Origin of the sequence: Comamonas koreensis, assembly GCF_021026195.1 — a bacterium.
In the GTDB taxonomy this organism is placed as follows: domain Bacteria; phylum Pseudomonadota; class Gammaproteobacteria; order Burkholderiales; family Burkholderiaceae_C; genus Comamonas; species Comamonas koreensis.
Genome location: NZ_JAJNCT010000005.1, coordinates 834,605 through 859,278, shown reverse-complemented (window position 1 = coordinate 859,278; position 24,674 = coordinate 834,605). Strand labels below are relative to the sequence as shown.

The window sequence follows — 24,674 nt, the reverse complement described above, 5'->3', positions numbered from 1 at the left end:
GCGCAAGTGTCTTGCAGCCAATCTTCCGAGAGATCAACAAGAAAGTTGTAACGCATGAGTCGCCGTCGCGTCGTCGTGACTGGTCTGGGTTGCATCAGCCCCGTGGGTAACACGGTTGCTGAAGCCTGGTCCAACATTTTGGCCGGTCAATCCGGCATTGACCTCATTACCAAGTTCGACACCACTGATTTCAGCTGCAAGATTGCAGGTGAGGTGAAGGGTTTTGACCTTGAGTCCTATATGAGTGCCAAGGAAGCACGCACGATGGACTCCTTCATTCATTACGGCATTGCCGCTGCCCAAGAGGCAGTGAAAGACGCCGGCCTGCCTTTGGGCGAGGCACTGGATGAAGAGCTCGCAACTCGTATTGGCTGTGTGATCGGTTCGGGTATCGGTGGTTTGCCACTGATCGAGAACACGCACGGTGAATATGAGCGCCGTGGTGCGCGCCGCATCACGCCTTTCTTTGTTCCCGCGTCCATTATCAATATGGTCGCAGGTCATGTATCGATGCGTTTTGGCTTCAAAGGCCCGAACCTGTCGGTGGTGACTGCTTGCACGACAGGTTTGCACTGCATTGGTGAAGCCGGTCGCATGATTGAATACGGCGATGCCGACGTCATGATTGCAGGTGGTACCGAAGCCACTGTTTCTCCGTTGGGTGTGGGTGGGTTCGCCGCAATGCGCGCGCTGTCCACACGCAATGACGATCCCAAGGCGGCATCGCGCCCCTGGGACAAGGGCCGTGACGGCTTTGTGCTGGGTGAGGGCGCCGGTATTGTGGTGCTCGAAGAGTATGAACACGCCAAGGCCCGTGGTGCCAAGATCTATGCCGAGTTGCTGGGTTATGGCATGAGCGCTGACGCCGGTCACATGACCGCTCCCAACATGGACGGCCCACGCCGCGCCATGCTGGCCGCTCTGCGCAATGCAGGCGTCAATGCCGACCAAGTGGACTACCTCAATGCCCACGGCACATCCACGCCGCTGGGAGACCTCAACGAGACCAATGCCATCAAGGCGGCCATGGGCGACCATGCCAAGAAGATGGTGGTCAGCTCGACCAAATCCATGACCGGCCATTTGCTCGGTGGTGCTGGCGGCCTGGAGAGCGTCTTTACCGTCATGGCATTGAAGGACCAGAAGATTCCCCCGACCATCAACCTGGTGGACCAGGATCCGGAATGCGATCTGGACTACTGTGCGAACACCGCGCGTGATGCCAAGCTGGAAATCGCCGTCAAGAACAACTTCGGTTTTGGCGGCACCAACGGTACCCTGGTGTTCAAACGGGTTTGATGGTGCTTGGCGCCTAGTGCGCCACAGCTCTCAAGCTTGGATAAGGCCTCTGTTACAGAGGCCTTAGTTGTTTTTGCGCCGTCACAGTTTTGATGGCACCTCATCTTCAACACGGGGTTTGCCCTGCGGGATCGCTGATGACTGCATTGCAGAATGGGGCGATGCCTCAGTCAATTGCCGCCCAGCCATGCCCCACCGTCACTCACCTGCTTTGATGGCGCTGCAGTCCTTTGCGCTGCCAAGCCCGGTGCGCATTCGTCTGCTGCTGGCCAGTTGGCTGGGGATGGTCACCGTGCTATGCCTGGTCTGGATGCATGCATCCGCCCCATCGGCGCTACCGCGTGCAGCGGCGGTGCTGGTGTTGGCGCTGGCCGCCGGACTGGCCTGGCGCATGCCGCTGTGGCCGCAGGGAACTTGTTTGTGCTGGACTGGCTCTCAGTGGTGCCTTGGACGAGGCCTATTGGCGCTTGAGCTGCGGCAGGAGCTCCGGCAACTGACCGTGCTGATGGATGGGCAATCGTGGATATTGCTGCTGGCCCAAGGGCTGCAAACACCGGGCCGCAGACAGTGGCTGCTTGTGGCGAAAGCCGCTAATCCAGAGCGTTGGCCGGATATTCGTCGGGTTTTATACTCGTCCCTTGCCGCTGATACGCAAGACATCCACCCGATGTAGCCTACAGCTGAACAACCACAACAATAGCTGCAAGCTTGTAGCGCCAAGAGGGCCTCTTTTATGACGGGAACGCCAACGGCCAGTACCCCGAATGCAAATGACAGCGATCTGCACCTGGTGCAGCGCACGGTGGCAGGAGATCAAAAAGCCTATGGTCTGCTGGTGCTCAAGTACCAGCGCCGTATTGAGCGCCTGATCGGGCGCATGGTTCGCGATGTGGATCTGGTGCCCGATCTGGCCCAGGAAACCTTTTTGCGCGCCTACCGCGCGCTGCCGCAGTTCCGGGGAGATGCGCAGTTCTACACCTGGCTGTACCGGATCGCCGTCAATACCGCCAAAAAAGCGATGGTCGAGCTCAGCCGCAATCCGGTGATGACCGAGAGTGCGCTGCGCGGAAAAGACGATGATGATGAAACTTATGTGCCCGGGCGCGAACTAACGACCGATGAGACGCCTGAAACGGTGATTGCCGCCCAGGAAATTGCCCAGGCGGTCAACACGGCGATGGACGCGCTGCCCGAAGACCTGCGACAGGCTATCGTGTTGCGTGAGATTGAAGGCATGTCTTATGAAGACATTGCCGCTGCGATGGATTGTCCCATCGGTACGGTACGGTCGCGTATTTTCCGCGCCCGCGAGGCGATTTCCGCCAAGGTAAAGCCCATGCTTGAACGCCAGTCTGGCAAGCGTTGGTAGCTGATTTGAGTGTGATGACTGGCTGCAAGGGCCTGGGGCCCGCTAGGAAAATGGCTATGAATCTCGAAAACCAAGCATTGAACAAGAGCACGCAGGCAGCCTGTGAGCAGCTGTCCGCCTGGGTCGATGGTGAACTGGACAACCAAACGCTTGGCCAACTGCTGGCTGAGCTGCCCGAGTTGGCCGACGATGAGGTCTGCTACGCCTCCGTGCAGTCCTACCAGGTCATTGGTGATCTGATGCGTTCGGCCCATGCGCCGTGCTCCGACAGCCTGGCGTTCCTGGATGCGCTGAATGCAAAGATTGCGCTGGAGCCGCCTCTGGTGGCTCAGGGCCAGCCGGCGCCAGGCGCTGTGGCTGTGCCGGCCGTGGCCGCTGCCGCTGCGCAGACCGTCCAGCCTGCCGCTGCCGTGCAGGATGCCGCCAACCACTCCGTTTTCCGCTGGAAGATGGTGGCCGGCTTTGCCACCGTGGCTGCTGTGGCGATGGTGGGCTGGAACAGCATGGGATTGCTGGCTGGAGGCGCAGGTGGCAACGCGCAGCAGCTGGCAAGTGGTGCTGCACCGCAAGTGGTAGCTTCTGCTGCATCTTCCAGGCCTGCTGCCAATGCGCAAGGTCTGATTGAGCAGCAAGTGACAGTGGGGCAGAACTCCACCATCATGCTGCGCGATCCTCGCCTCGATGAAGTGCTTGCTGCACGTGGTCAGATTGGTGTCACTGCCAACCTGCAGATGCCAGCTGGCTTCTTGCGCAACGCCACCTTCAACGCGGAAAAGCGCAGCGATGGCTGCGGAGACAAAGCTTCGCGTCTGTGCTGATCAGGCGCTGCCCCTTCAAAAAACACCTGCTTGCAGGTGTTTTTTTATGCCTTTCAGCCGTCGAGCCTTGAAACCTGTGTTTTGCTGCCTATCTGAGGGTGATGCACGCTTGGAACCTTGAGGCCTATTGCCCCTCCAATTGCGGCACGGCACCATTGCAGGGCGTTTGAATCGCTAAAAAATGCGGTGCCGCCATATTGTCAAATTGAGGAGTGATATGTCTCTAAAGCGTTGGAAGCCTTTTCAGATCAGTGCGCTGGCGGCCATCCTGTCCGTCAGCAGTGCAATGATGCTGCCGGCAGCAGCCCAGACCCCCGCACCTGCCGTGGTGCGTGGCCTGCCTGATTTCACCGACCTGGTTGACCAGGTGGGCCCATCGGTGGTCAATATCCGCACGATGGAAAAGGTCTCCAACCGCCAAAGCCAAAGCGGCCTCGATCCCGAGATGCTGGAGTTCTTCAAGCGCTTTGGCTTGCCCGTGCCCAATGTTCCTCGGCAGCAGCGCCCCCAGCGGCCAGGTGCTGACGGCGATGAGGTGCCCAGTGGCCTGGGCTCGGGCTTCATCCTGACGGCTGATGGCTATGTGATGACCAATGCGCATGTGGTCGATGGCGCCGATGAAGTCATCGTGACCCTGACCGACAAACGCGAGTTCAAGGCCAAGATCGTGGGTGCCGACAAGCGCACCGATGTGGCCGTGGTGAAGATCGATGCCACTGGCCTGCCCGCCGTCAAGATTGGTGACGTGAACCGCCTGCGCGTGGGCGAATGGGTGATGGCCATTGGCTCGCCCTTTGGGCTGGAAAACTCGGTGACCGCAGGCATTGTGTCGGCCAAGCAGCGCGACACCGGTGATTACCTGCCCTTTATCCAGACCGACGTGGCCATCAACCCCGGCAACTCCGGCGGCCCGCTGCTGAACATGCGTGGCGAGGTCGTGGGTATCAACAGCCAGATCTACTCGCGTTCGGGCGGCTTCATGGGGATCTCGTTCTCGATCCCGATTGATGAAGCGGTGCGCGTGAGCGACCAGCTGCGCGCCACCGGCCGCGTGGTGCGCGGCAAGATCGGTGTGCAAATCTCCACCGTGAACAAGGATATAGCTGAATCGATCGGCCTGGGCAAGGCCCAGGGCGCGATGGTGACGGGTGTCGAAAGCGGCTCGCCTGCGGAGAAAGCCGGCGTGGAAGCGGGTGACATCATCACCAAGTTTGATGGCAAGCCATTGGAAAAGCTCGCGGATCTGCCGCGCTGGGTGGGCAATACCAAACCCGGTTCGAAGAGCACCGTCACGGTGTTCCGCCGTGGCAAGACCCTGGATCTCCCGATCACCATCATCGAGATTCCATCGGACGCAAGCGCAGACGCTGCAGCGGCCAGCAAAGAGCCAGAGAAGGCCAAGCCCTCCAGCGCTGCCCAGCAGCTGGGCCTGGTGGTCACCGATCTGACCGATGCACAGCGCAAGTCCATGCACCTCAAGGGCGGTGTGCAGATCGTGTCGGCCGATGAGGCTGCTGCCCGTGCCGGGCTGAAGCAAGGCGATGTGATCCTGGGTATTGCCAACACCGAGATCAATGACGTCAAGCAGTTTGACGCTGCGGTGGCCAAGGCCGACAAGTCCAAGCCCGTCAACGTGCTGTTCCGCCGGGGTGAGTGGACGCAGTATGTGCTGATTCGCCCGACCAAGTAAGCCAGCACGCCATAGTTGCTGTGCTGATGACAAGCCGGCCTCCATGATGGAGATCGGCTTTTTTCATGGGTCGGTGTGGCGGTGACCAGGCGCCGCTCCAGCAACGAAAAAGCCTCAGAGCATTGCTGCTCTGAGGCTTTACGTTTGGTGCGGCTGGCAGGAATCGAACCCACGACCCCTTGGTTCGTAGCCAAGTACTCTATCCAGCTGAGCTACAGCCGCTAAGCCGTCAATTATAGCATGCAAATTTGAACCATTTCCAGATTTTTTTGGTCCGTTGAACCAAGCGGTCTGGGTCAGGGACTGGTTGGGCCAGCCAGCTCTTGGTCATTCTCTCCGTTGATGGCATGCAGATATCACGGCGAACGGCCTGTAGCGCTCCGAGTGAACGTAGTACATATTCACTATTTTTGGGGATTGACCGTTTGTAGGCGCAGTCCGATAGTTAGTCATATTGTTAATTTCTGTATATGGCTGCTGAAATGAGGTTGTACAGGCTTTCGATCTTGGGGTGGTTGCTGGCTTTGGGCTGCGTGCTGATGCATGCCCTGCCAGCTGCTGCATCGGCCAAAGATGCGCCAGAGGACGACAACCTGCTGCGCTCGCAGCAAGTGTTGGCCGATGGCCGTGTAGTTCTGCCTGGCACCGATGCGCTCGCTCCAGCGCTTGGCAGTGCGCCAGATGACGAGACGGTTTTCCACCGTGTACGACACAGCATGGGGGCCGTGAGCGGGCAAGCGGCCGGCGTTTGGTCCAGGCCCACTCCCAAGCTGGGCGGCCTGATGCTCGTCTTGCTGACAGTGTTTGCACTGGTACTTGGGCTTCTAAGCCTGCGCTGGCACCGCGAAACAGCGCAATGACCCCGGGAGCTGCCATGCCAGGCATCTGCCCAATCATCACAACATCCGTTTGTCTGTTGAATCGATGATGCCCTTCATTTTTTGAAACGGCTATGCGCCAAGGGTATCGTCTGGCAGGGGTGCCATGCCGCACTAGTCTTGGACGCCAGCTTGCGGCGACCTTTCTCGGACTGCCGGGCCGATCCAGGCTTTGCCGATAGGGTGGTCGTTAGGCGCTGCAGGCAATGGCTCCTCCGGCTTTGTGGGCGCTGTCGACAAGGGGGGGGCTTGTTAGCCTAGCCTGTGAGAGTACCGCTGTCTGTAGCGCGTGCTGTGGATCCCTAAGGCTTTGTCTGGCGCACTACTGCCTGCTGCTTTTGGCGGCGCGCAAATAGCATCCCTGCCCCACCCAGGCTGAGAGACAGCAGCAACAAGCTGCCGTAATCTGAGGCAGGAACCGCTTTGACAGATGCCCCCCCGTTATCGTCGTCTCTGACCAGCACCTGTGCGGGAGTGCCTGCTGGCTCATAGCTGCCTGCAACAGTTGCTGGCGCGATCGACAGCTCTGCAAGGACGTCGCCGTCATTCGGGTCGGTATTGGGGGTTGCCACGATGGTGCAGGTTGCCATCGAAGCACCCGCAGGTATGGTGATGTTCTGTGGGCAGGAGGTGCTGTAGCGTGGATTGGCTGCGGGAAGATTCAAGTTCACGCTGAGCCCTTGCGCAGGGGCCGCTTGCGAGAGCGTCAATGTGCAGGTGCTGACCTGGTTGACAGAATCAAACAGCTCAGCAGGCGTGCAGGCAACGCTGACGGTAGGGGCCAGCAACGTGGATTGCAGATACCAGTTATTGCCTACCTTGTTCAAGGTATAGCTGAAGCCACCAGCACTGATGCTGCCGCCCTCCAGGCTAAACACCGCATCGGATGCGCCATCGACCTTGACCACCAAAATGCCATTGCCGCTGGTGACGGCGCCCAATCCGTTGGCATTCACGATGCGCAAGGTGCTGGCTCCGCTGGTGCTGCCGTTGACTTCCAGCACATCAGACGCAGAGTTGCTGTCGCCGAGCACCGTGTCGAGTACCACCACACTGCTGGCTGTGCCACTGAAGTTGCCTGTGAGCGTAAGGCGATCATCTGCAGCCGCGCTGGCATCCGCTAGGCTGATGGTGCCCGCGCTCGCAATGCTGCCATACACGTTGAACGTACCTTGGGCAGCGCTGGCATTGAGTGTGGCAGCACCATCGATATTGAGCTGGGCCGCTGCGCCACTTTCGAACAGCGAGCCGCTGAGCTGCAAGCTTGCCGCATTGGCGAGGTGGATGGTTTCCCAAAGGGTCAGGTTGCTTCCGTTGGCAAGGTTGTTGCTGCCGGTGAAACCGCGCATGGCCAGACCATCCAGGGTCAAGATGTCGTTGCCCGCACCACCATCAAACTGGGGAGCTTGCGACACATCCACGCCTGCAGCCAAGGTGAGGGCGTCGTCACCCTCATCCATGGCCGTGATGCCGACGAGCGCTCCCCCGCTCGCCTGCATGCTGTCATTGCCCATGCCCATATTGATGTTGCCGGTTATCGAGCCGCCGGTGTGGATCAGCGTGTCGGCCCCGCCACTTAAAAACACGGGTCCGCTCACGGTTCCTGCGTTGTTCAGATGCACGGGCACGTCCTGATAGGCCAGTACGGCGTAACTTTGTGCATCCGAGCGAATGATGCCACTGGCACTGTTGTTGATGGTTTGCAAGGCCGTCAAGCCTGCCGCAGAAGGGAGCACCATCACCGCTGCTCTGAACGCAGGGTCCGGAATGGCAGTGCTGGACTTGATCTCCAACAGTCCGCTGTTATCAATCGTAGCTGGATTGGTGTTACTGGCAGCACCCGATTGGGCGGCATACACATAATTGCTGGGGCTGTCGACGATCACGCTGCCGGTGTTGTTGATGCGAGAGAGTCCGGTGCTGTTGGCGTAACCAATGACGCCTATGCCTCCTATCGCAGACGTTGCCCCTGCACTGGTATTGACCACGCTGACGCTGCCGCTATTTTCGACCAGGGAATTGGCCGTTGCGCGCTGGTAAATGCCTGTACTGCCGACTGTGCGGGTTGGATGGGTGTTGGTGACATTGATTTGCCCGGAATTGCTGGTGCTGCCACTCCCGCCGCTTGCAGGCGCCCACATGCGCGGCTGAAAGCCGTTGGTAAAAGCGTCCGCCGAAGACTGGAAATTCACCACGCCCGTATTGGTCACTGTGAAATTTTGCGCCAACACCTCTATCACATTGTTCGAAACACTCGCGCCGGTTGCCGTATTGGTGAAAGAAATGCTGCCACTGTTGGTCACCGTCGCCTGACTATTTGCGGCCCCTGCTGCCAGCGCCACCACATCCAATCCACTATTGGTCAGCGCAGGGCTAGCCGTAGTCATGACGAGGCTGGCGCCCGCTTCATTGCGGAAGCTGGCAGCGCTGAAATTGTTGTTGTTCAGATAGCCAATATTGGCCAGCGCTCGGCCACCTCCCGCCGGTAGTAGATAGAGCGCATTATCCCAGGTCATCCTGCCTTGATTGATAACCGACACACCGTTTGCCGCTGTCTCAACCGCATAGATCAATCCGACACTGGCGCCATTCAGCGTCATGTCACCTGTGGCATTGTTGGTGAGTTGAACGTTTGCCGCATTGATCCGGTACTGGCCTGTCGTTGTGCTGCTGCACAAAACCGAGCCCCCTGCGGTGCCCATGGGCGAGGGCGGTGAGCATGCGGCCCAGCTGGTCAAGGGCAGCGCAAATGCCCCATATGCTGTTGCTACAAAAGCCTTGAGTCCCCAATGCAAAGGAACTCGAACAGATGTGGGCATATAGTTCATGCGCCCTAAATTACCAGTTTTATGTATCCCTTTGTTAATATTTTAGCTATTGAATGGCGCGTATTTAAGATGGTTCTCTATTTTGTAAACCGCTTTTAGGCGCTCAAATGGTTGTGATTGCATCTTGTCTTGGTGCTGGGTAACCAGAGTGCCCATATGCAGACCATGAGCATTGGGATAAATGAAGCAGCTGCGAGGTAATGATCCGGATAGCACCAAGATGCAACCAGTGCGAGTGAATACAAAACGGCCGTTGCAACCAGCACGCGGCTCACAAGCCGCCAGAAAAATCGCTGGTGGGGCAGGAGCGCCCCGGTGGCTCCCAATAGCAATATGAACAGTGAAATCAGAAAGTTGTTGGCAATAGGAATCATGATGGCATCCGCATCACTGGGATACACGCCGCTGCTTAAATTGGCACTCAAGACCCATGTTGCAAGGATATTGGCCAATAGCACGGAGGCGAGAATCAGGCCAATCGTCTGGAGTCTGGATGTGGGCTTTGGAAGTTGCATTCATCCATGCTAAAAGTCCTGTGTGTGCAGAAATTGAACTGGGAGTGAGGCGGATGTGAAGCCATGTGGGGCATCTGAAACCATCCGCATCGGCCATGTGCCTCGACTGACAGGAGGGCAGACAGACAGGCCCATGCATCCGGGGCTAGCGCTGAGCCAGGGCCTTACCGTCCTGTGACATCGTCCGCAAATGGCGTTCCACACGCAGGAAGACCACGATCATCATCAAGAATACAAATGACCACAGCAGCACGGTGAAAACCAGCAGGTTGCTGGGTTCAATCAGACGCTGCAGCCAGCCGGATGTTGGCGTCTGCATGTCGCTCTCACCCGCCTTGGCGCTGAACACCATGTTGTAGTTGAGCAGCAGGTTGCTGACGGCAATGGATGCGGTCTGCTTGCTGATGCCAGCCTGCACCTGAGGGTCCGCCAGCAGGGTCTTGAGCGCCGCAGGCGCGCCCAGCACGAAGGCGCGGCCTGCGTCATAGTTGTAGCTGCTGATGATGCTGCGGGTCTGGTTCAGCAGCACCTCGCCAATGCTGGTGGGCTGGGGCTCCCAGCCATCGCCATCGGCTGCCTCGGCAGCGGCAGATGCCGCAGTGGCCGCGTCCATCGCGGCGATGTCGTTGCCGGCCTGCTCCTTGGCATGCATGGCCTCTACCAGTGCAGGCAGTGGCTGCGCGGGCGCCAAGCCTCGTTCGCTGTTGTCGTCTTCAAGCTTCTTGCGCTGTACCGGATTGCGTTCAATGGCCGCACGTACCAGCGTATCGACTTCTGCAAATGCTGCTACGACGGCAGTATCTGATGCCAGCTTGCCATCGTGTACGACCTGGCTGGAATCACCATAGCCAAAGTCGGAATAGGTGATCTTCTTCAGCTCTTCGTCGCTGATTTTGAGTGCGGCCCAGTCACGGCCTTTGTGCATTTCTTCTGCGGCGGTCTCTGGGGAGGGTTTGTGGGCAGCTCCCCAGCTCCACAGCGCAAAGTTGAACAAGGTGAACAACACGAGTACCACCATCACCAGCCGCATCAGGTAGAGCAGCGCACTTTCTATTTTTCCGAGCATTTATTCCATCTCTCATCAATTTTCAAAACCCGTGAGTGTGGCATGGGGTTTGGAGGCGATGACGGTTATTGCTCATTGCTATGGTTACTGATTGTTTATTGCCCCGTGGGCGCTGTCCAGAGCCGGCGGCGGGGAGAAGTGGCAGTAATCACAGTTGATTATTGAAGTCTCGAATGAGCCATGCAGTCGAGATGATCTGCACGATGAAGCCTATCCTGTAACTCGCGATTGCGCTGGTTCAGCCGTACCCGTTTTCCGTTCAACTCTCCTCCTTGCCCGCATTCTGCTGCGCATCAATCGCCTTCATGTTGTCCAGCAGCTTGAGCAGGTAGTGCAGGGTGTGCACCATGTCATTGCTCGAGAAGCCCTCCAGCGCCTGCTCGTAATAACGGCCAATCGACTCGGCCGCATCGTGCTGCCACACCTGTTGCCCGGCAGGGGTGAGCTGCACCAGGCGCGAGCGTTTGTCCGCCGGGTCGGGCACGCTGTGCACATAGCCGGCGGCTTCCATGCGTGACAGCAGGCCGGTCAGGTTCTGGCGGCTTACCAGCAGGTAGCGCGCCAACTCCCCCATGCCCATGCCTTCTGCGGTTTCTGGCCGTGACAGGGCACCCATTACCGCCCATTGCTGTGTGGTCAGGCCCTGGGCTTCCACTGCCTTGGTACCTGTTTTATGCAACATGTTGGCGCATTGATAGAGCTTGAAGTACAGCCGGTTGGCCAGGTCGGTGCGCAGCTGGTTCGGGTTTTCTCTAAGAGTTTTGGCGGTTTTGCTCATGATTCGAATATTGCCATGGCACGGCATTTGTGTAAATATATTGTCTAATTAAACGGTGCAGCGCGCAAGAAAGGTGGAATCATGGCACGTTTTGAGGGGCAACATGTTGTAGTAACGGGTGGCGGTGGCGGCATTGGGGGTGCCACCTGCAAACGCTTTGCTGGTGAAGGCGCCCGGGTGACCGTGCTCGACAAGCAGCTGGGCGCCGCCCAGGCGGTGGCCGATGCGATTGCAGCTGCGGGTGGCCAGGCGCAGGCGGTGGCCTGCGACATCACGGATCGCGCCAGTGTGGATGCGGCCGTGCAGCAGGCCGAGCAGTGGGCGGCCATCGATGTACTGGTCAACAACGCGGGCTGGGATGTGTTCAAACCCTTCACCAAGACGACCGAACTGGAATGGCAGCAGCTCATTGCCATCAACCTGGTAGGCGCCCTGCACATGCACCATGCGGTGCTGCCGCGCATGGCAGAGCGCAAGGCGGGGCGTGTCGTCAACATCGCGTCTGACGCGGCGCGCGTGGGCTCTTCGGGCGAGGCCGTCTATGCCGCCTGCAAGGGCGGGCTGGTGGCGCTGTCCAAAACCCTGGCGCGCGAGCATGCACGCCACAACATCACCGTGAACGTGGTCTGCCCCGGCCCCGCGGACACCGCCTTGTTTGCCAGCTACAAGGAGGGCGCGGGCAACCCCGACAAGCTGCTCGACGCCTTTACCCGCGCGATCCCGCTGGGCCGCATCGGCCAGCCCGAGGACTTGCCCGGCGCCATCCTGTTCTTTGCCTCCAGCGATGCCGCGTATGTGACCGGCCAGGTCATCAGCGTATCGGGCGGCCTCACGATGGCCGGTTGAAGGCCCCCCAATCACAAGGAGACTGACATGGAATTCGAAGACATCCTCTACGAAGTGCGCAACCACGTGGCCTGGATCACCATCAACCGGCCCGAGAAGATGAATGCCTTTCGCGGCACCACCTGTGACGAGCTGATCCGCGCGCTGAACAAGGCCGGCTACGACCGGAGTGTGGGCTGCATCGTGCTGGCCGGCGCGGGCGACAAGGCGTTTTGCACCGGTGGCGACCAGTCGGCACACGACGGCAACTACGATGGCCGTGGCACCATTGGCCTGCCGATGGAAGAGCTGCACGATGCCATCCGCAATGTGCCCAAGCCGGTGATTGCCCGCGTGCAGGGCTATGCGATTGGCGGCGGCAATGTGCTGTGCACCATCTGTGATCTGACGATCTGCTCCGACAAGGCCATCTTTGGCCAGGTAGGGCCCAAGATGGGCTCGGTGGACCCGGGCTATGGAACGGCGTTCCTGGCACGCGTGGTGGGCGAGAAAAAGGCGCGCGAGATCTGGTACCTGAACAAGCGCTATTCCGGCGAGGAGGCAGTCGCCATGGGCCTGGCCAATATCTGCGTGGCGCCGGAGCAGCTCGATGCCACCGTGCAGGAATGGGCCGAGACCATCTGCGAGCGCAGCCCCACCGCGATTGCCATTGCCAAGCGCAGCTTCAACATGGACACCGCACACCAGGCGGGCATAGCCGGCATGGGCATGTACGCGCTCAAGCTGTATTACGACACGGACGAGTCGCGCGAAGGCGTGGCTGCGCTCAAGGAAAAGCGCAAGCCCGATTTCCGCAAACACACCAAATAACGCAGCCTGCCGCAAGAGGTGCCCATGAATCCGTACCTGAACGATGACTTGATGACCCTGGCCGCATCGGTGCGCCGGTTTGCCGAGGCGCGCGTGGCGCCTGGCTTTCTGGAGCGCGACCGGACCCGGGTGCTGGACCGCGGCCTGATGCGCGAGATGGGCGCGATGGGCCTGATTGCCCCCGAGCTGCCCGAGCCCCTGGGCGGGCAGGGCCTGGGTTGCCTGGCTGCCGGCGTGGTGCATGAGGAGCTTGCGCGTGCCGACCTGAGCATGTCCTATGTACCGCTGCTGGCATCGCTCAATGCGCAGATTCTGGCGGCCCATGGCCAACCCGATGTGGCGCGGCCCTGGTTGCAGAAAATGGTGGCGGGCGAGGCACTGTGCGCCATTGCGCTGACCGAACCCCGGGGCGGCTCCGACGCCGCCAGCCTGCGCCTGCGCATCGAGGGCGATGCAGAAAGCTATGTGCTCAACGGTGAGAAAACCTCCATCTCCGCCGCAGACCAGTGCGATATCGCCGTGGTGTTTGGCCGTACCGGCACGGTGGAATCGGGCGCGCATGGCGTGACGGCGGTGCTGGTGCCGATGGACCTACCCGGCATCACACGCAGCCGTTTCGACTGCCATGGCCAGCGTGCCATTGGCCGGGGCTCGCTGTTTTTTGACAACGTGCGTGTGCCGCTCTCGCACCGCCTGGGCGATGAGAACCAGGGCTTTGTGCAGGTGATGCAGGGCTTTGACTATTCGCGCGCACTGATTGGCCTGCAGGTGCTGGCCGTGGCACGTGCAGCGCTCGATGATGCCTGGCAGTACGTTACCCAGCGCCAGGCCTTTGGCAAGCCCTTGTCGGCCTTCCAGGGGGTGTCGCACCCCCTGGCGGATTTTGATACGCAGGTCAGCGCCGCACGCCTTTTGTGCCTGCAGGCGCTGTGGCTCAAGGACCAGGGCAAGCCCCACAGTGCCGAGGCGGCCATGTGCAAATGGTGGGCGCCCAAGCTGGCCTACGACTGCATCCACCAGTGCCTCTTGATGTTTGGCCATGGCGGCTACGACCGGGGTGTGATGGAGCAGCGCCTGCGCGATGTGCTGGGCTTTCAGATCGGCGACGGTACGGCCCAGATCATGAAAACCATCATTGCCCGCGACCGGGCCGGCAGGCAGGCCGTGCCCGCATAGCCATCGCCATGTGCTCCCAAGCGCAGCCCACTAGCGCGGAGCCCCAACCGACAGGAGACAAGCATGCAATTTGATGCCGTATTGCTGGCGCCGCGCCGTGCGCAGATGCGCAGCCAGGGCTGGTGGCGCGACACCACCATCAACGAAGCGCTGGACCAGGCGGCGCAGCAGTGGCCCGACCGCTTGGCGCTGGTGGCGCAGCGCTCGGGCGAGGGTGCTGCGCAGTCCTTCAACTACGCGCAACTGGCCCGCATGGCCGACCGCGTGGCCATCGGTTTGTGGCGGCTCGGTGTGCGTCCTGCCGATGTGGTGGCCTGCCAGTTGCCCAATGTCTGGCAGTTCACGGTGCTGTACCTGGCATGCGCACGCATCGGCGCAGTGCTCAATCCCTTGATGCCGATCTTTCGCGAGCGTGAGTTGCTGTTCATGCTCGGCCATGGGGAGGCCAAGCTCATCGTGGTGCTCAAGGACTTTCGCAGTGTGGACTACGAGGCGATGCTCAAAGGCATTCAGCCCCAATTGCCCCAGCTTCAGCACGTGGTCGCCATCGGTGGTGCCGGTGCAGACAGCTTTGAGGCGCTGCTTGCCGAGCCCGCGTGGGAGCGCGACGCCGACGCCGCGCAGATCCTGGGGTGCCACCGGACCCCGCCTGATGCCATCACCCAGCTCATCTACACCAGCGGCACCACGGGCGAGCCCAAGGGGGTGATGCACTCTTCCAACACCTTGATGGCCAACATCCATGCGTATGCCGAGCGCCTGGCCCTGGGCCGCGACGAGGTGGTGCTGATGGCCTCGCCGATGGCGCACCAGACCGGCTTCATGTACGGGCTGATGATGCCGGTGATGCTGGGGGCCACGGCGGTGCTGCTGGACGTATGGAGCGCCGCCACGACCGCCCAGTTGATCCGGCAATGGCGCTGTAGCTTCACGATGGCATCGACGCCGTTTCTGGCCGATCTGTCGCGCGAAGTGGCAACCAGCGGGGCCGTGCCCAGCCTGCGCAGCTTTCTGTGCGCCGGTGCGCCCATCCCCGGCCCCTTGGTAGAGCAGGCGCAAGCCGCCTTGGGGGCGCAGATCATCTCGGCCTGGGGCATGTCGGAGAACGGCGCCGTCACCACCACTTTGCCCAGCGATGGCGCGCTGCGCGCGGTGGAGACCGATGGCCTGCCCTTGCCCGGCGCCGAGGTCAAGGTGCTGGACGCGCTGGGCCAGGAGTGCCCACGCGGCGAGATCGGCCAGTTGTGGGTGCGCGCCAATTCCAACTTTGGCGGCTATCTGAAACGCCCGCATCTCAATGCCACTACGCATGACGGCTGGTTCGACACCGGCGACCAGGCGCGCATGGATGCGCAAGGCTATATCCGCATCACCGGCCGCAGCAAGGATGTGATCATCCGCGGTGGCGAGAACATTCCGGTGGTGGAGGTGGAATCGCTGCTCTACAAGCACCCGGCGGTGGCGCAGGCAGCGGTGGTGGCCTATGCAGACGAGCGCCTGGGCGAGCGGGCCTGCGCGGTGATCGTGCTCAAGCCCGGCGCGGCGGAGCCGGTGCTGACCGACCTGACCGACTTTTTGCGGGCGCAGAAGCTGGCGCCCCATTACCTGCCCGAACGCCTGGTGGTGCTGCCAGAAATGCCGGCCACGCCGTCGGGCAAGATCCAGAAGTTCAAGCTGCGCGAGCAGCTCAAGGCCTCCCTTCATGGCTAGACCGCGTCCGATGCGCCAGAAGAACTGTCGCGGTTGCGCAGCACGATGGTGATCTGGCCGTTGGTCTCTATCGTGGCCTGTTCCACCTCGTAGGTGTGCAGGCAGCCTGCACCGCGCAGCGCGGCCTTCAGGTCGTCACCGGTGATGAGTTCCGCATCCATCACTTTCTGGTTGACCTGTCCGTTGGAGATCAACCGCTTGGGAATGCCATCGACCCAGCGCGACACCCGCCGGCTGCGGTAGCTCAGCTGCGCCATGATGGAGTGGCAGGCAATCAAAGTCGTAGCCGATATCAGGCCGCCGATCAGCGAGTTGTCGCCCGCATTCATCGAGTTCTGTACCGCGTTCGACAGGATCAGCAGCAAGATCAGATCGAAGGGGTCGTATTGCCCGATCTGGCGCCGGCCCGTCAGCCGCAAAAAGACCAGCAAGAACGCGTAGACGACAAAGCCGCGAACGACAAACTCCCACCACGGAACACTCATAGAGAACATGGCATCACTCCTCGCAAACGGGGGGCGGGCGGCGCCTGCATCCATGCCGGATGTGCCCGCTGACTGGGCAATGATAGTCCGCAGCGGCCGCCCGGCGTGGTGTGGCCGCGTACGCTGGCAGGCTTGCATGTCGTCGTCTTTTGCCGATGGTTGCGTTGGCACAGCGGGCCGGTGCATGCGCGCGGCAAGCCCATGGATAAAAAAGGCGCCAGTGTGTGCTGGCGCCAGGAAGGGGGAGGGGGCCTGGCCGCTTACATGCCCTGGCCCAGATCGGAGATCAGCTGCGCCGACAGGTACAGGCGCCGGGCGATGGGCTCGGTCAGCACGTACTCGGCCAGGTTGGAGTGGTAGTTGGCGCCGGGCAGGCCCAAGCCTTCAATGACCGGCTTGCCCGACAGCGCGGCGTAGGCCGCATCGGATCCACCACCGCCGCGCGTGGTGTACATCTGCGATTTGCCGCCCACATCGGCATAGATGGTGATGGCCTTCTGGATCAGCTTGACGCCCTCATCGGTGGCGTTGAAGGCCGGGCGGCCACGGGTCAGGTTGATGTCGATGGTGGCACCGTGTACATGGGGCACCGATGCGGCCTTGTCCAGCAAGCCCTTCATCAGATCCAGATCTTCATTCTTGCCATAGCGCACATCCGCATTGACCACCGCCTTGTCCGGGATGATGTTGGTGGCGGTGCCGCCGGCGGTCATCGTGGTCCAGTTGAAGCCGCGTTCCTTGGCTTTGTCCTGGATGTCCTGTGTGCGCAGCACCAGGGCCGAGGCCTCGGTCAGCGCATTGATACCTGCCTCTGGCGCCACGCCGGCATGCGATGCCTTGCCATGCACCACAGCCTGCACATAGGCAATGCCCGAGGTGGCGGTGCCAAAGCCTTCTTCCAGGCCCGAAGGCTCGTAGGACAGCACATAGTCATGTGACGCGGCCAACTGCTGGATCAGATCGCGCGAGCCGAAGGAGCCCTTTTCTTCATCGGTGTTGAACATCACCGTGATGGTCTTGAACTTGCTGAAGTTCTGCGCCTTGAGCAAGCCCAGGCTGTGCAGAATCACGGCGATGCCGCCCTTGGCATCGGCAATGCCCGCACCATAGGCCTTGTCGCCCTCGACCTTGAAGGGTGCCGTGGCCAGAATGCCCCGGGTGTAGACGGTGTCCATGTGCGCCATCAGCAGCAGGCTCTTGGTGCCGCTGCCCTGGAAGGTGCCGACAATGTTGTCGCCCACGACACCCGCTTCCGCCTTGTGGCGCACCACATTGGCCCCCAGCGCCTGCAGGCGCGCTTCCAGGTAGTTGCCCATCTGCGGAATGCCGATGGCGTCATTGGTACCGGTCTCGATGTTGACCAACTCCTGCAGTGTCTGCAGTACTGCCGCTTTCTCGGCCTGCGACGCCTGGTCGAGCACGGCGTTGTAGCGCAGCGAGGAGGCGCTGCTGTCGGAGCAGCCCGAAACGGACAAGGAAAGGGCCGCAGCTGCGGCAAGGGCCAACAAGGTTTTTTTCATAGTAATCATTGGGTGGGGGCTGAGCCTGTTGAAAGCGTCACGGGATTGTCATGTGACGGATGCAAGCATAAGAACGGAGCTCCGCCACGGCGGTCACGGCTGGGACAAGTGGAGCTGCCTGTAGCGGGCTTCCACACCAAGCGCTTCGAATCCGGATAGCCAAAGCTGCCAAGGCTGACCCAGTGATGGGGGCACGCTAGCTTGCTGAAGCTGACGACTTGGCAAACACCATGGTCATGGATCGGACCAGTCCAGATATGACCAAGAGGACTGCTTTCCACTGGCTCAAGTGCTTGGCCTCGTTCGTTGAGAAGATAGTCGATGGGTCCTTCTAGACCCTGCTCTTATGGAGACAGACCAACCAACGGTTATTTACGCTGGTTGGCATCAGTATGCGGTCACGTCTCCCAGTGGGAAGAGGGTGACCACACCGGCACGAGGCTGTGCCGCTGAAAGCAAGCGACTTGTAGGTGAAAAGGGAAAGCAGTACCGCGCTTACCTTCGCAAGGCGGCCGACGGCGGCTGCGCCTTGGACATAACAAGCTTGGAGGGCTCCCCCGTGCCGACGGAGCCTTACCCCCGTTGTAGGCTTCGTTAAGCGGCTACAGCGTTGCTGACTATGGGGTGACGAGGCTCATCGACACAAAACCAATGGCGATAGTACGCTGGTCGTGATTGCTTTTGTCCACCTTGTGCGGCGAAATGGGAGCCGGCGGGATGAAGGTGATGCGATCGGTGTTCTCACCCTGCAGGTCGACGTCCAGTCGTATTTCAGAATCCCCCGCAGTTAACTGGATGTCGTAAGCATGACTACCGATTTCGACCTTCGTCGGTTTGTTTGCATTGGAGGCAAACGCGTGGGCCTTCAGCACCAAGGTGAACCGCTGGGGCAGCGCCTGGACGAACTCGAAGGTGCTCTTGCCCTGATCGGACCAGCGTCCCCAGGGTTCGACGCCGGAAAGCCCGCTGATGCTGGCGATGAAATCAGGCAGGCCGGGCTTGGAGAAGTTGATGCCGCTGGCCATGTCACCGGGGTAGCGTGGCCCAAATGCGTCCGCAAAATAGTGGGCTTGTGCCATGATCTGCTTCGGCGTCAGACCAGAGATGGGCGGATGTGCACGGTCGTCGATCTTGAAAAACACGATCTCCTTGCTGGCATGCACAATTGTTGGCGGCATGTGCAGCAACTGCGTCAGCTCTTCGGTCACGGCATGGCCGTTATCCTCATAGCCCCGGCGATCAATGTAGATACCATCAAATCCAAGCCGGCGAATGACCTCAAGCTGGTGCGACAGCGGCTCTTTGGCCAGGGAGCGATAGAACAGGTCCCCTGGGCGGCCTTTCATACCTCCGAAGCTCCAGTGCAGTGCTGAGGAATGCAGCACACCGGTCATCATCTGATAATTAAGAAGTCGGTGCATGAATGGCACCTCCGGGAAGCCGATGTAGGGCAACTGGTAGATGGCTGCGCCTGCGGGTAGCGCCTTCTCGATGTTTTGGACAAACTGCTGGTCGTTATCGAACGCGACCTTCTGGTTGGCATTGCAGTCCCGGCACGCAGAAGCAGTTTGGTCATACAGGCCAAACAGCACCAGCATGGAGGCAATGGCCACGCTATAGCGTGCATAGCGTGGGCGTTTGTGCAGCAGGCACTGCAGGGCCAAGAAGAAGAACAGTATCGACCCGCAGGCGATGAAGATGCTGATCCTGTTCCAGCCCCGGATCAACGGCGACACCACCAGCGCGAACAGCGAGCCCAGGCCCCCAATCGTGGCAAACATGAACAGTACAAAGATGATGGCTGCCAGCAAACGCAGCCGTTCATCGAGCTTCAGGCGTGCTGGGGCGAGCGCCACCACCAGTAAGGAGAGCATGAATCCTGCTGCGCCAATCAGGCCCAGAGAGGATGTGGCGTTTTCGTTGTTCAGTGGCGTGCTGCTGTAATCCCGGGCCACGTCTCGCAGCGTCGAAGAACGGTGGTCTCCCCTGGGCATCAGCAAGTGCATCAACTTCAGACCGTAAATTTCGGACTCCAGCGGCAAGCGCTGGGCGGTTTCCGGATTGCGGCCTTCGGTGAAGTTGCCGACCAAGTTCGGTGCAACGTTGAGCAGTACCCCCGCCACGGCAAATGTGCACAGCAGCACGGCTTTCTTCATACCTTGAAGATGCCCGGAGCGCACCGCGCTGAGGATGCCAGCAAGCGCAAGCATGATGATGCCAAACAGAGCGTAATAGACACCGAACGATGCCAGCACCACCATCCCGCAGGCAGCCAGAGCCAGCTTGCCCAATGTTGTGCGGGTGCCGGGAACCTTGGCAGGGGTACGGTAAATGGTCAACGCCAGGTAGAAGAACAAAGGCGCAACGAAATACCAGGTATAAAAAAGATGCTGCAGGCGCAGGAAGTGAAACGGCACGAACGAGTAGAGTGCACCGGCCGCCATCGCAAAACTGCGGTTCAGCCCGAAACCTCGCGCCGTTACATAGGTGGCGATGAAACAGCTGACAAACCCGAGCAGGTAGAAGAGGTTGACGCCGCCAACCCAGCCTCCAGTGAGCAGGGCTGTCAACTTGATGATCAAGTGGTCTCCGCCGTCGGAGCCTGGGAAGTCGAAGAAGTTGGAGCCGAACGGGTAGCCGCTGCGAGCGTTCTCGAACAACCAGCCTTCATGAACGCGCTGGGCCATCCAGGCATGGAACAGTCCATCGCCGCCATAGGTGTATGGCGCCGAGAGGTTGGGGACCAGCCCTTCGGGTATGCCGCTTGTCAGAATGCTGGCAAGAAAGAGCGATGCCAGCGCACCGGCCAGAATCAGTTTCCAGTCAGCTGCCACAACCTCGCGCAAGGTCAGTGGCGCTGCGGCATCCAGGGTCTCGTCTGCAGGTACCGGATTACGCGCGGCCATGGTCTTCGGCTCCGCCCGGCTGGTCAAAGTTCAAGCGCTCGGCTTCCACCACCAACGGCATATTGCGCATTTTCGTATGCACTGACCCCAGATATTCGCCCAGCATGCCAAGAAACAGGATTTGCACCGAGCTAAAGAAAAACAGTGAAATCAGCAGAGGGGCGATACCCATCTGGAACGAGTTCCAGAACACCAGCTTGGCGATCAGAAAGCCAAACGCAGCCAGCAGGCTCAAGCCTGCCAGCAGGCCACCGCCCATCACCATCAGGCGCAGGGGCACCTTGGAGTGGTTGGTGATGCCCAGCATGGCGATGTCATACAGGGTGTAGAAGTTGTTCTTGGTGATGCCGCGCTGGCGGCGAGGCTGCTTGAATGGCACGGTGGCGATCGGGAAGCCGATCTCGCACAGCAGGCCACGGAAGTATGGGTACGGGTCGTCGATCTTCTTCAGGATATCCAGCACCGCACGGTCAAACAGGCCGGCACCGGTAGCGTTCTGCACCAGCGGCACCTCCGAGATGCGCGTGACGAAGCGGTAGTAGGCGCGTCGCACCAGGAACATCATGCGCGACTCTTCGCTCTCCGGCTTCACCGCCATGACCGTCTTGAAGCCTTCTTCCCACTTCTTGACGAACTCTTCGATCATCTCGGGAGGGTCTTGGAGGTCGGAGGCGATCAGCACGGCACAGTCGCCATTGACCTGCAACAGGGCATGGTAAGGCGAGCGGATGTGGCCGAAGTTGCGTGCGTTGAAGATCACCTTGACGCGCCTGTCCTGCGCAGCCAGGCCGCGCAGTTTGGCGTGGCTGCCATCGGTGGAACAGTTGTCGATGAACACATGTTCGTAGTCGTAATCAAGGCGTGACATGACCTCGACGATGCGCTGGTATAGCTCATCGATGTTGGCTTCTTCGTTGTAGCAGGGAGTCACTATGCTGATCAGCTTACGCATACTTGAAAACGAACCTGTTGTTGATGACAAAGGAGAGGAGGGCCATGGGCACGATCAATGCCATGCCGGCCAGGTAGGGTTCGACACCCAGCAGCTTGAGCGCTGCAATGCCCACTACGTTGGTGCCATAGACCACGCCGTAACCGGCCACGAACCTGAAGATCAGTTTGTTGTTGTTCGAGCCGAACACCAGGGCGCCGGTGCTTTTGAAATTGAAGGCGACGCCCAGCACTGTGGCTAGCAGCAGGGCGGCACTGTAGTGCAGACCCAGGTACAGAAAACCGGCAAAGCAGCCATAGCCAAACGCCGCGTTCAGCACACCCACCAGCAGGAAGCGGAGCAGCTTCACCTGCAGCAGCTTGCGCATCCAGGGGAGCGAGGGGTTAGTCTCTTGCATCGAGTTGCTGCCTGATCTCCCGTACTACACCGCTGAGCGACGAGTCGCCCGGCGTATAGCCGAACAAATGCTCGGCTTTACGGTTGAGGGAGTAGTAATGGGCCTTAGGGCCGGTGGCGTTGACGCGCGCCTGGTCGCCGACGACGCTGTGCTGCAGGCCAAAGGTGTTGCCCAGCGCTGCGAGCAATTCGAACTTGCCCACTGGCGCCTGGCTGTAGCAGTCGACGGCGGCATTGCAGGGCGGCGCCTGCAGGATGCGGTCGATCAACTGCAGAAAATCGGACGGCGTCAGGTAATCGCGCAGCATGTCGTCCCGTGCCACTTCCAGCACGCTGTTAGAGTGCAGCGCCCGCAGGATATCGCTGAGGAAGAAGCGCGCCTGCGGGGCCTGGCGGTGGCTGAAATAGCTGAACACTCGCACATCGACGATCGACGCCTCAGGCAGCGCGCGGTGCCGGCACTCCGCCTGGAACTTGGCCGCGCCGTACCAGTCCTGCGGACGCAGGGCGTTGATCGGAAAGACCGCTTGCGAGGCTTCGTCAATGGGGGCTGCGAAGTTGCTGCCGTAGGCCGCGCCGCTGCTCAGGTAGATGTAGCGGCACGCCGGGTGGCTGCGCAGGTAATCCAGCGCCAGGTGGTCGTACTGCTCAGTGACCGTGAATATGTCTTTGCCCATCTGCACGGCGCGGGCGGGGTCTCCAACGCCGACGAAGTTGATGATCGCATCGAACTGGCGACTGGCGTCGAAGCCGGCATAGTCGCTGACGGCAAAGCCCTTGCGCGCTGCGATGGCTTGCAGCTCGGCGTCCAGCGCGCCAGGCGCGCGGACGAACAAGGTGCAGGCGTAAGCGGTGTGCGCGGCTATGCTGGCAACCAGGTCCTTGGCAATGTGGCTGCTGGCCCCGAGAATCGCCAGCCTCATCGGCCCAGGTCCATCAGCGGCGACTGCTCGTCAATCGGCCGGCCAAATTCAAGTCTCGGGCGGCATTCGCGGGCGTCGGGCATCAACACCTCGATCAACATCGGCTTGCCGTTAGCGAGGAATTCGGTCACTGCGGCGTTGAAGGCAGCCTGGTCGATGACGCTGTGAGACGGGATGCCGTACGCCTCGCCCAGGGCCTTGAACTGAGAGGTGTAGCCGTTCCAGTAGGTCGACGAGTTGCGCCCCTCGAAGTACATCTCCTGGAAGCCGCGCACCATGCCCAGTGAGTGGTTGTTCATCACAATGGTCAGGATCGGCAACTGATCGCGGGCGATGATATCCAGTTCCTGGATGTTCAACTGTGCACCTCCGTCACCGGTGATGACGATGACCGGCTTGTCACCGGCGATGCTCACCCCGACTGCGGCAGGAATGGCGAAGCCCATGGTGCCCAGCCCGCCGGAATGGTGCATAGCCTGGTTGGGGGCCAGGCGAAGGGTGTGCGCTGCCCACATCTGGTTGTTGCCGACGTCGGCAACGTAGTCCAGGGCGCGGTCGGCAGTCAGTGTACTGAGGCTACTGAACAGTGCGAACGGGCTGACGCTCCAGTCCGCATATTCATCGGCAAACGACTGCTCGAACACCTTGGCCAGGTGGGCGCGCCAGGCCGCTGGCGCCATGGGCAGCGCGGTGGCATGGGCGATGAAATCGGCGAACACGCCATCGAGCTCGGCGTGGATCGACTGCTGGGCCTTGACCCGATTGTCCAGCTGCGCGGTATCCAGGTCGAACTGGATGACCTGCGCATGGGCTGCAAAGGTTTCGGCCTTGGCGCCGGTCTGGCGCACGTCCATGCGGCTGCCGAACACCACCAGCAGGTCGCAGTTTTGCACTGCATGGTTTGCGGCGCGGGTGCCATAGGCCCCGAGCATGCCCAGGTAATGCTCGCTGGCGGTGAGCTTTTCAGCGCCTTTGAGGCTTGCGACGTGAGGAATACCCAGTTTGCCGATCTGGTTCAGCCAGCGGCTGAAATGAGGGCAGTTGACCGCGCCTCCGCCGATCAGGAACAACGGCTTTTGTGCCTTGGCCAGCGCGTCCCAGACCTCGCTGTACGAGCCCTGGGATTGAGCCACGGGGACGGCCAGGCTGGCTTTGATCAATTGGTCCAGCACCCTGTCATCGATTTCGGCGCGCTGGATGTCCATGGGGATGTCCAGCAGGACCGGACCCGGACGGCCTTCTCGCGCGATACGCAGCGCTTTGAGCAGGCTTGGAATGAGGTCGTCGACGTGGGTGACCTGGTGCGCATACTTGGTGATGCTGCTCACCAGCGCCACGCTGTCGAGTTCCTGAAAGCCTTGCTGGCGGATAGCGCGGTCGCCCTTGAGCTCATGGGTGTTCACCTGTCCGGTGAGAAACACGCAAGGATGGCTGTCCAGCCAGCAATCAGCAATGCCCGTGATCAGGTTGGTGGCGCCTGGGCCGCTGGTGCCCAGTGCCACGCCCATGACCTTGTGGTGGGTCGCCCGGGCGACCCCAGATGCAGCGAAGGCCGCGCCTTGCTCATGGTGCATGGATACCAACTTGGTCTTGCCGAGCAAGTTAATACTATCCACCAGATGGGCGATCATTCCACCGATAAGCTCAAAACCATAGAGGACGTTGTGGTCCGCCAGAACTTTTGCTACTGCATCTGAAGCTTTCATACC

21 protein-coding genes and 1 tRNA gene are annotated in these 24,674 nt (G+C 60.5%); 10 read left to right on the top strand and 12 right to left on the bottom strand.

Going from position 1 to position 24,674, the window contains the following annotated elements; genetic code table 11:
* Window positions 1-54 precede the first annotated feature (54 nt).
* From fabF to LPW39_RS06225, 5 genes are all read left to right on the top strand, one after another.
* On the top strand, window positions 55-1,299 hold the full coding sequence (fabF, locus tag LPW39_RS06245) for a beta-ketoacyl-ACP synthase II (RefSeq protein ID WP_230772449.1): 1,245 nt from the start codon (window positions 55-57) through the stop codon (window positions 1,297-1,299).
* Window positions 1,300-1,486: 187 nt separating this feature from the next.
* Complete coding sequence (locus LPW39_RS06240) at window positions 1,487-1,972, top strand: hypothetical protein (protein WP_230772436.1); 486 nt, start codon at window positions 1,487-1,489, stop codon at window positions 1,970-1,972.
* A gap of 60 nt (window positions 1,973-2,032) precedes the next feature.
* Window positions 2,033-2,668, top strand: coding sequence for an RNA polymerase sigma factor RpoE (gene rpoE / locus LPW39_RS06235; RefSeq protein WP_182343191.1), 636 nt, complete (start codon window positions 2,033-2,035; stop codon window positions 2,666-2,668).
* Between the two features lie 56 nt (window positions 2,669-2,724).
* On the top strand, window positions 2,725-3,486 hold the full coding sequence (locus LPW39_RS06230; RefSeq protein ID WP_230772429.1) for a sigma-E factor negative regulatory protein: 762 nt from the start codon (window positions 2,725-2,727) through the stop codon (window positions 3,484-3,486).
* Between the two features lie 217 nt (window positions 3,487-3,703).
* Window positions 3,704-5,176 carry a DegQ family serine endoprotease gene (locus tag LPW39_RS06225; RefSeq protein ID WP_407928792.1) on the top strand — a complete coding sequence of 491 codons (1,473 nt, stop codon included), beginning with the start codon at window positions 3,704-3,706 and terminating at the stop codon, window positions 5,174-5,176.
* A gap of 145 nt (window positions 5,177-5,321) precedes the next feature.
* Here the strand turns inward: LPW39_RS06225 and LPW39_RS06220 are convergent.
* Window positions 5,322-5,398 (bottom strand) — tRNA-Arg (locus LPW39_RS06220).
* Window positions 5,399-5,646: 248 nt separating this feature from the next.
* On the opposite strand from LPW39_RS06220, the gene LPW39_RS06215 reads away from it, so the two are divergent.
* Window positions 5,647-6,036, top strand: a complete 390-nt coding sequence (locus LPW39_RS06215) for a hypothetical protein (protein ID WP_230772426.1) — start codon at window positions 5,647-5,649, stop codon at window positions 6,034-6,036.
* A gap of 320 nt (window positions 6,037-6,356) precedes the next feature.
* Here the strand turns inward: LPW39_RS06215 and LPW39_RS06210 are convergent, their stop codons facing one another.
* The 4 genes from LPW39_RS06210 to LPW39_RS06195 form a co-directional block, all read right to left on the bottom strand.
* Window positions 6,357-8,882: an autotransporter outer membrane beta-barrel domain-containing protein gene (locus tag LPW39_RS06210; RefSeq protein WP_230772424.1), complete on the bottom strand. Its 2,526-nt coding sequence runs from the start codon at window positions 8,880-8,882 to the stop codon at window positions 6,357-6,359.
* Between the two features lie 95 nt (window positions 8,883-8,977).
* A complete protein-coding gene (locus LPW39_RS06205) occupies window positions 8,978-9,397 on the bottom strand; it encodes a hypothetical protein (RefSeq protein WP_230772421.1) in 420 nt (139 codons plus the stop codon).
* 145 nt (window positions 9,398-9,542) lie between these two features.
* Entirely contained in the window at window positions 9,543-10,463 is a 921-nt protein-coding gene (locus LPW39_RS06200) for a hypothetical protein (RefSeq protein WP_230772419.1), read from the bottom strand.
* A gap of 259 nt (window positions 10,464-10,722) precedes the next feature.
* On the bottom strand, window positions 10,723-11,241 hold the full coding sequence (locus LPW39_RS06195; RefSeq protein WP_230772417.1) for a MarR family winged helix-turn-helix transcriptional regulator: 519 nt from the start codon (window positions 11,239-11,241) through the stop codon (window positions 10,723-10,725).
* Between the two features lie 81 nt (window positions 11,242-11,322).
* Here LPW39_RS06195 and LPW39_RS06190 point away from each other — a divergent pair, with 81 nt between their 5' ends.
* From LPW39_RS06190 to aliA, 4 genes are all read left to right on the top strand, one after another.
* On the top strand, window positions 11,323-12,087 hold the full coding sequence (locus tag LPW39_RS06190) for a glucose 1-dehydrogenase (protein WP_230772415.1): 765 nt from the start codon (window positions 11,323-11,325) through the stop codon (window positions 12,085-12,087).
* Window positions 12,088-12,114: 27 nt separating this feature from the next.
* Entirely contained in the window at window positions 12,115-12,897 is a 783-nt protein-coding gene (badI, locus tag LPW39_RS06185; protein WP_230772413.1) for a 2-ketocyclohexanecarboxyl-CoA hydrolase, read from the top strand.
* Between the two features lie 24 nt (window positions 12,898-12,921).
* A complete protein-coding gene (gene aliB, locus LPW39_RS06180; RefSeq protein ID WP_230772400.1) occupies window positions 12,922-14,073 on the top strand; it encodes a cyclohexanecarboxyl-CoA dehydrogenase in 1,152 nt (383 codons plus the stop codon).
* Window positions 14,074-14,136: 63 nt separating this feature from the next.
* Window positions 14,137-15,783, top strand: coding sequence for a cyclohexanecarboxylate-CoA ligase (gene aliA / locus LPW39_RS06175; RefSeq protein WP_230772389.1), 1,647 nt, complete (start codon window positions 14,137-14,139; stop codon window positions 15,781-15,783).
* Here the strand turns inward: aliA and LPW39_RS06170 are convergent.
* The 7 genes from LPW39_RS06170 to LPW39_RS06140 all read right to left on the bottom strand — a co-directional run bounded on the left by LPW39_RS06170 (window position 15,780) and on the right by LPW39_RS06140 (window position 24,671).
* Complete coding sequence (locus LPW39_RS06170; protein WP_230772382.1) at window positions 15,780-16,277, bottom strand: DUF421 domain-containing protein; 498 nt, start codon at window positions 16,275-16,277, stop codon at window positions 15,780-15,782. The two genes, aliA and LPW39_RS06170, sit on opposite strands and share 4 nt — an antisense overlap.
* A 251-nt stretch (window positions 16,278-16,528) precedes the next feature.
* Entirely contained in the window at window positions 16,529-17,788 is a 1,260-nt protein-coding gene (locus LPW39_RS06165) for a glutamate carboxypeptidase (RefSeq protein WP_230772380.1), read from the bottom strand.
* A 617-nt stretch (window positions 17,789-18,405) separates the two neighbouring features.
* Window positions 18,406-20,694: a DUF7024 domain-containing protein gene (locus tag LPW39_RS06160; protein WP_230772374.1), complete on the bottom strand. Its 2,289-nt coding sequence runs from the start codon at window positions 20,692-20,694 to the stop codon at window positions 18,406-18,408.
* A complete protein-coding gene (locus tag LPW39_RS06155; RefSeq protein WP_230772367.1) occupies window positions 20,681-21,646 on the bottom strand; it encodes a glycosyltransferase family 2 protein in 966 nt (321 codons plus the stop codon). The genes LPW39_RS06160 and LPW39_RS06155 overlap by 14 nt, the downstream gene beginning before the upstream one ends.
* A complete protein-coding gene (locus LPW39_RS06150; protein WP_230772364.1) occupies window positions 21,639-22,043 on the bottom strand; it encodes a GtrA family protein in 405 nt (134 codons plus the stop codon). Before LPW39_RS06150 ends, LPW39_RS06155 begins: the two co-directional genes overlap by 8 nt.
* Window positions 22,030-22,965, bottom strand: a complete 936-nt coding sequence (locus LPW39_RS06145) for an NAD-dependent epimerase/dehydratase family protein (protein WP_230772352.1) — start codon at window positions 22,963-22,965, stop codon at window positions 22,030-22,032. The genes LPW39_RS06150 and LPW39_RS06145 overlap by 14 nt, the downstream gene beginning before the upstream one ends.
* The gene (locus LPW39_RS06140; protein ID WP_230772351.1) at window positions 22,962-24,671 is read right to left on the bottom strand and encodes a thiamine pyrophosphate-binding protein; all 1,710 of its coding nucleotides are present in this window, start codon (window positions 24,669-24,671) and stop codon (window positions 22,962-22,964) included. The genes LPW39_RS06145 and LPW39_RS06140 overlap by 4 nt, the downstream gene beginning before the upstream one ends.
* Between the last annotated feature and the right edge of the window lie 3 nt (window positions 24,672-24,674).

Bases quoted from the DNA above. Each gene is read 5' to 3' on its own strand.
- LPW39_RS06160 (WP_230772374.1), bottom strand. From the start codon at position 20,694: ATGGCCGCGCGTAATCCGGTACCTGCAGACGAGACCCTGGATGCCGCA.
- LPW39_RS06205 (WP_230772421.1), bottom strand. From the start codon at position 9,397: ATGCAACTTCCAAAGCCCACATCCAGACTCCAGACGATTGGCCTGATT.
- LPW39_RS06145 (WP_230772352.1), bottom strand. From the start codon at position 22,965: ATGAGGCTGGCGATTCTCGGGGCCAGCAGCCACATTGCCAAGGACCTG.
- aliB (WP_230772400.1), top strand. From the start codon at position 12,922: ATGAATCCGTACCTGAACGATGACTTGATGACCCTGGCCGCATCGGTG.
- LPW39_RS06215 (WP_230772426.1), top strand. From the start codon at position 5,647: ATGGCTGCTGAAATGAGGTTGTACAGGCTTTCGATCTTGGGGTGGTTG.
- aliA (WP_230772389.1), top strand. From the start codon at position 14,137: ATGCAATTTGATGCCGTATTGCTGGCGCCGCGCCGTGCGCAGATGCGC.
- LPW39_RS06170 (WP_230772382.1), bottom strand. From the start codon at position 16,277: ATGTTCTCTATGAGTGTTCCGTGGTGGGAGTTTGTCGTTCGCGGCTTT.
- LPW39_RS06150 (WP_230772364.1), bottom strand. From the start codon at position 22,043: ATGCAAGAGACTAACCCCTCGCTCCCCTGGATGCGCAAGCTGCTGCAG.
- LPW39_RS06190 (WP_230772415.1), top strand. From the start codon at position 11,323: ATGGCACGTTTTGAGGGGCAACATGTTGTAGTAACGGGTGGCGGTGGC.
- LPW39_RS06225 (WP_407928792.1), top strand. From the start codon at position 3,704: ATGTCTCTAAAGCGTTGGAAGCCTTTTCAGATCAGTGCGCTGGCGGCC.
- LPW39_RS06140 (WP_230772351.1), bottom strand. From the start codon at position 24,671: ATGAAAGCTTCAGATGCAGTAGCAAAAGTTCTGGCGGACCACAACGTC.
- rpoE (WP_182343191.1), top strand. From the start codon at position 2,033: ATGACGGGAACGCCAACGGCCAGTACCCCGAATGCAAATGACAGCGAT.
- LPW39_RS06240 (WP_230772436.1), top strand. From the start codon at position 1,487: ATGCCCCACCGTCACTCACCTGCTTTGATGGCGCTGCAGTCCTTTGCG.
- LPW39_RS06230 (WP_230772429.1), top strand. From the start codon at position 2,725: ATGAATCTCGAAAACCAAGCATTGAACAAGAGCACGCAGGCAGCCTGT.
- fabF (WP_230772449.1), top strand. From the start codon at position 55: ATGAGTCGCCGTCGCGTCGTCGTGACTGGTCTGGGTTGCATCAGCCCC.
- LPW39_RS06200 (WP_230772419.1), bottom strand. From the start codon at position 10,463: ATGCTCGGAAAAATAGAAAGTGCGCTGCTCTACCTGATGCGGCTGGTG.
- LPW39_RS06195 (WP_230772417.1), bottom strand. From the start codon at position 11,241: ATGAGCAAAACCGCCAAAACTCTTAGAGAAAACCCGAACCAGCTGCGC.
- badI (WP_230772413.1), top strand. From the start codon at position 12,115: ATGGAATTCGAAGACATCCTCTACGAAGTGCGCAACCACGTGGCCTGG.
- LPW39_RS06155 (WP_230772367.1), bottom strand. From the start codon at position 21,646: ATGCGTAAGCTGATCAGCATAGTGACTCCCTGCTACAACGAAGAAGCC.
- LPW39_RS06210 (WP_230772424.1), bottom strand. From the start codon at position 8,882: ATGAACTATATGCCCACATCTGTTCGAGTTCCTTTGCATTGGGGACTC.
- LPW39_RS06165 (WP_230772380.1), bottom strand. From the start codon at position 17,788: ATGAAAAAAACCTTGTTGGCCCTTGCCGCAGCTGCGGCCCTTTCCTTG.